The organism is Methanofastidiosum sp. (genome assembly GCA_020854815.1).
Classification (GTDB): Archaea; Methanobacteriota_B; Thermococci; order Methanofastidiosales; family Methanofastidiosaceae; genus Methanofastidiosum.
On sequence record JAHKLW010000015.1, the window covers coordinates 1 to 4,965 of the forward strand.

Annotated in this window: 6 protein-coding genes and 1 pseudogene; 2 read left to right on the forward strand and 5 right to left on the reverse strand. The window is 33.5% G+C overall.

Translation table 11 applies throughout. The features are described from left to right. Positions 1–207: 207 nt before the first annotated feature. The gene (locus KO464_01350) at positions 208–1,623 is read right to left on the reverse strand and encodes a YdiU family protein (GenBank protein MCC7572018.1); all 1,416 of its coding nucleotides are present in this window, start codon (positions 1,621–1,623) and stop codon (positions 208–210) included. A 112-nt stretch (positions 1,624–1,735) separates the two neighbouring features. Between KO464_01350 and uvsE the strand changes: the two genes are divergently transcribed. Then, positions 1,736–2,614, forward strand: a complete 879-nt coding sequence (uvsE, locus tag KO464_01355) for a UV DNA damage repair endonuclease UvsE (GenBank protein ID MCC7572019.1) — start codon at positions 1,736–1,738, stop codon at positions 2,612–2,614. Positions 2,615–2,680: 66 nt separating this feature from the next. Here uvsE and KO464_01360 read toward each other — a convergent pair whose 3' ends face one another. The 4 genes and pseudogenes from KO464_01360 to KO464_01375 form a co-directional block, all read right to left on the reverse strand. After that, positions 2,681–3,010 (reverse strand): tetratricopeptide repeat protein, encoded by a 330-nt coding sequence (locus tag KO464_01360; protein MCC7572020.1) that lies wholly within the window; start codon positions 3,008–3,010, stop codon positions 2,681–2,683. Between the two features lie 343 nt (positions 3,011–3,353). After that, entirely contained in the window at positions 3,354–3,524 is a 171-nt protein-coding gene (locus KO464_01365) for a hypothetical protein (GenBank protein ID MCC7572021.1), read from the reverse strand. A 28-nt stretch (positions 3,525–3,552) separates the two neighbouring features. Then, a pseudogene (locus KO464_01370) lies at positions 3,553–3,990 on the reverse strand (hypothetical protein). Between the two features lie 93 nt (positions 3,991–4,083). Further along, positions 4,084–4,428 carry a hypothetical protein gene (locus KO464_01375; GenBank protein MCC7572022.1) on the reverse strand — a complete coding sequence of 115 codons (345 nt, stop codon included), beginning with the start codon at positions 4,426–4,428 and terminating at the stop codon, positions 4,084–4,086. 69 nt (positions 4,429–4,497) lie between these two features. On the opposite strand from KO464_01375, the gene KO464_01380 reads away from it, so the two are divergent. Continuing rightward, the gene (locus tag KO464_01380; protein MCC7572023.1) at positions 4,498–4,752 is read left to right on the forward strand and encodes a hypothetical protein; all 255 of its coding nucleotides are present in this window, start codon (positions 4,498–4,500) and stop codon (positions 4,750–4,752) included. Positions 4,753–4,965: the final 213 nt, after the last annotated feature.

Below are 4,965 nucleotides of genomic sequence, written 5' to 3' on the forward strand. Positions count from 1 at the left end.
ACGAAACCAAAGCCGCCCAAAAATCCTAGATAATTTGAAAGAAAATTTGATACTACACCTACCAATATGATATCAATAAGCCATGCCCAGAATCTACTTTCCCATTTGGCCAAATATATTGTTTCCATTTTACCACCTTTTCGTATAGAAACCTCAGAAAATGCGATATATAACTCTTTCTAATTAATATATAATGTATAAATACAATTACGTTCCACAGTAAGTCTTGTATCCAATTTCCGACTCAGGCGGCTTTTGGAACTCTTCCTCCACATTGCTATAGTCATAAGGTCTTTTTAGCACTTTAAGTAATCTTTCAAATTCTCCCTTATCTAGTATTGCTTTTTCAACATGATGATTTCTAGGTACTATGACAGGATTATTACTCTGCATTAATTTCTGAGTTTTTAAGGAGTCTTGTTTAGCTACCCTCTCTTTCCACCTAATAAACCAATCCCTCCCTTCATCTTCGGTGAAAGGATCTTCATTCTTCGAGAGCTTAAAAAAAGTATTGGTATAGTCCATTTTGTATTTCTTCATTAATGTGAGAAGTTCCATTATCATATTCTCATCCCCCTCTTTTTTTGAGAGAAGGCCCAATTTATTACTCATCATTTTGATGTATACATTTTGGAACTTTTCATCAAATTCGCTAATAATCTCCTCTGCAATTTTGATAGCTTCTCTTTCATTTTCATGGATTAGAGGGAGGAGTGCTTCAGCAAATTTTGCAATATTCCATTTTATTATATTTGCCTGATTCCCAAATGAATATCTGCCCTGTTTATCTATGGAACTATAGACTGTTTTCTCATCGTAGGAATTCATAAATGCGCATGGCCCATAATCTATTGTTTCTCCAGCTATGCTTGTATTGTCAGTGTTCATGACGCCATGGATGAAGCCTATTCGGAGCCATTCTACTATTAGTTTTATTTGTCTATCCATGACTTTTTTTAATAATGCCTCTGCAGGATTATTGTCACTTTTTAATTCAGGGTAATGTCTTTCTATTGTATAATTAAGCAATTGCTTGAGTTGTTTTATTTCCAAAAGAGATGCATACTCAAAAGTGCCTATTCGTATATGACTTTCGGCTATTCGTGTCAGCACAGCTCCTGATTGCTCTGTTTGTCGGTATAATTTGTCCTTAGTTTCGATGACGCACAAACTTCTTGTGGTCGGTATTTTCAAATAGTGTATTGCCTCACTTATCAAGTATTCTCTAAGCATTGCTGGAAGTGTTGCACGTCCGTCCCCACCCCGGCTATAAGGTGTCCTCCCAGAGCCCTTTAGCTGTATATCGTATAGTTTGTCTTTGAACAGAATTTCGCCTAAAATAATTGCTCTTCCATCTCCAAGTACTGTAAAATAGCCAAATTGATGGCCTGCATATGCCTGGGCAAAAGGCTTTGTATTTGGGATTATCTTGTTACCTGAGAAGTAATCAATGATTTCCTTCTCGGTAAGCTTAATATTAAGTTTTTTAGCCAATTCTTTATTATAATAAAAAATGCTTGGCCCCTTTACAGGTAGTGGATCCTGTAGCGTGTAAAAAATATTGTCAAGATTAAGATAAGTTTTATCCAATTTGATGTGGCCCTCATTATTTTCATTATTCATTTTTCTTTATTTATATCCTCTATATTTAACTTGGTCTACTTTAGAAAAGGAACCTAATTGAGCATTTAACTGGAAAATATTTATTAAGATTAAAAGATACCTATATTTTAATATGAAAATAGGATACCCCTGTATAAACAGAAGCATTGGATGTACAGCAAATTCTACCTTTCGATTGGCAAATTATTCTGAAAGTAATCTAATTGAAAAAGTTACCAATAATCTTGATTGCCTTGGTAAGATACTAAGATACAATTTAGATAATGATTTGCTCTTCTTTAGAATAAGTTCAGACTTAATCCCTTTTGCAAGCCACCCTGTATGCACTTTTAATTGGCAAGAATATTTTAAAGAAAGATTTCAAAACATTGGAACTTTCATATTAAAAAACGACATTAGGATCTCAATGCACCCTGACCAGTTTATATTGATAAATTCGAACAACGAGTCAATCGTTAGAAAGAGCATTCTGGATTTAAAATGGCATTGTGAAGTTTTGGATTTAATGGGTCTTGATGAAACGGCCAAGGTGCAGATTCATGTGGGGGGTGTTTATGGGGACAAAGATTCTGCAATCGATAGATTTGTAGACAACTACAAAAAACTTCCAGATTTTATTAAGAAAAGATTGGCCATAGAAAACGATGAAAAATTATATTCTCTTAAAGATTGTCTTTCGGTATCTAAAAAAACAGACGTTCCAGTTATTTTTGATTCTTTTCATCATAGTTGTCTGAATAATGGCGAAACGATGAAAGAGGCTGTAGAGTTATCTCAAAGAACATGGAAAACACAAGATGGCATACTAATGACAGATTATAGCTCACAAGCGCCAAATGAAAGATTTGGAAAGCATGTGCCCCATATTGATATAGAAAATTTCAGAGGATACTTAGAAGAAACTAGAGGGCATGATTTTGACATAATGCTTGAAATCAAGGATAAAGAAAAAAGTGCTTTAAAAGCTATAGAAGTAATCAAGGATAGTTAAAGTGTTTAGTTTGGCCCTATTAGATAAAAGATAAATTCAATTAAAAACAGAAAAATAAACATAAATTTATTCAAATAGTGAAGGCTCTAATTCCATGGCCTTTTGAAAACTCTCTTTGGCTTCAACGTGCCTTTCAAGATTTTGGAGGGCCACACCTTTATTAAACCATATGGCCCCTAGATTGGGCTCTAATTCCAAAGTCTTGTTATAATATTCCAAAGCGTCTGCGTGATTTCCTTGCATAAAAAGTGCATTTCCCTTGAAAGCCAAAGCTTCTAGGAAGTTCGGATCTATCTCAATTATCTTGTCAAACTTTTCAATTGCTTCTTCATACTTTTTTTCAGATATTAATTTATAACCTTCATGCATATATTTTTCTTTTGTTTCATTTTCCATATCAAATCACCCCATACATTTATAAAAAATACAAGCCTTTTAAGTCTTTTGGTAACTCTAAATCAAAAAATAAGGCAAAATATGTTTAATTTTATAAATATAAGTTAAAATTAGATTTATAATAATCTATATAGCTTGAATTTAACTATTTTATATAATAATTTAAGATAATAATTTTATAATCTTAAAATCTTATTAATAATTACAATTATATTTACTTATTTATTCCTAAAAAGTGGCAGAAGTATTTTAACAAATAAGGCCTAAGAAAAATAAATGTCAAAAGATATAGACTTAGGTTTAAGATTAGGGTGTGGCCTTTTCTATAAATTCTAAACATTTCTTATTTCCGGATCTGTTTCCGACCAAGAGAAACAAGGGCTAAGCCTATAACTATCACCAATAGATTATTTATCAGGGCATCATTGCTAGGGGCCTGCAATATGCTAATTAATGTATACAATGCGCTGACTGATCCAACAAATAAAAGGAGGTATCCTAAAACTTTTCCCATTTGTAATCACCGTCAAAAAATATTCTTTCTAGCATTTAAAATTTTCTTTAGGTATCTTCAATCTCTTTTTCTCTCTTGCAGTTAAGATAAGCTCCGTAATTTCTGGGCTTAATTTTTCATCTTGTCATTTTTTTCTTCTTCAGTTGATTTACCAGATTGTTTCACTGCTTTAAGTGCATATTCTGCAGCCCCTATTGAATGGTCCGCCATATGTGCAGTTGTTACGACATGCCCCACCGAAAGAGTACAGCAGTTATGATTGGATTTGATGACTCATTTACCACTGCTATGCCCCCTAATGAGGCTTTTCTTGCTTCGCCGACTGTTGTTTTTTCTTTTTCCCAATCTTCTGCAACATGTAGTACATGAATTAGACGTTTGTCAATATTATCTTGCATAAGAAGTAATACATGCTCTGAGCATTCCTTGCCCATTTAATCAATTGATGATTATGGTCTTTGGTCAGTGGCCCACCACGATGTAGGGCAACAAATCTTTATCCCTGATTGCATACACCTCTTATCAATTAAATCAAATCTAGGGATAAATCTAAAAAGAATCAATCTAAATCTATTCTTTTGGCATTCTGTTGTATTTTTTGAAATAGTTTTTCAAATTCACTAGGCTTCAAGCCGTCTTCATCGCAGTGGTGATTTGAACAGTAGTAGGTGTCGTCATATGCAGGTAAATGGATCCATCCATTTTGATCATCCCACACTTCAGCAAAATACCTGAATCTAACGCCTGCACACCTCTTACACGGCTTGCCCTCAGAAATTAACCAAAGTTTGTATTTGATTTCTTCCCCATCACCCCCAGTCAAAGTTATCTTTTTTGTGTATGTTTCCGTGTAAGCTTGAGTATCCATTTCCCAATTATCTTCTACATTCTCAAAAACATTCATTTTATCGCCTATGTCAGTATTGTTGATTCTAAATATATAAATTTTTCATTTATATAATAAAGAAAATAGTTGATTATCAACATTGTTATTTACAGAGTCGAAAAAAATCTATCAGAAAAGAAGATTAAAAAGAAAAGTACACAGTTTGTCGCTTCACCAGATTATGTGAAGACCCTAGCTTGTTTCGACGTTTCGAAACGATTCAAATCCAAGGAGACAAATGAAAAGAATATAGCATTCTTCTCTTTCCTTCAAACAGAGTGTTTGATTAAAGATTTGACCATTACCAGAGCATATGCCTTAATGGACACAAAGCATAGATAACAAGTTTTGACGCCTGTTATTTAGAGGCCAGTAATCTAGTAAGGAATTACTTCAGCATTAGGCTAGTGAAGTTTCGACCTGTGCAACATTATAATACTTTTTAGCTTATATAACTCTTTCGGTTATATGTCATATTGTCTTATCCCAAAATCATTTCCCGTGAGGAAATGTTATTGGGGTATGGCAAAGCTCAACGACAAAAAGATTGCCTTC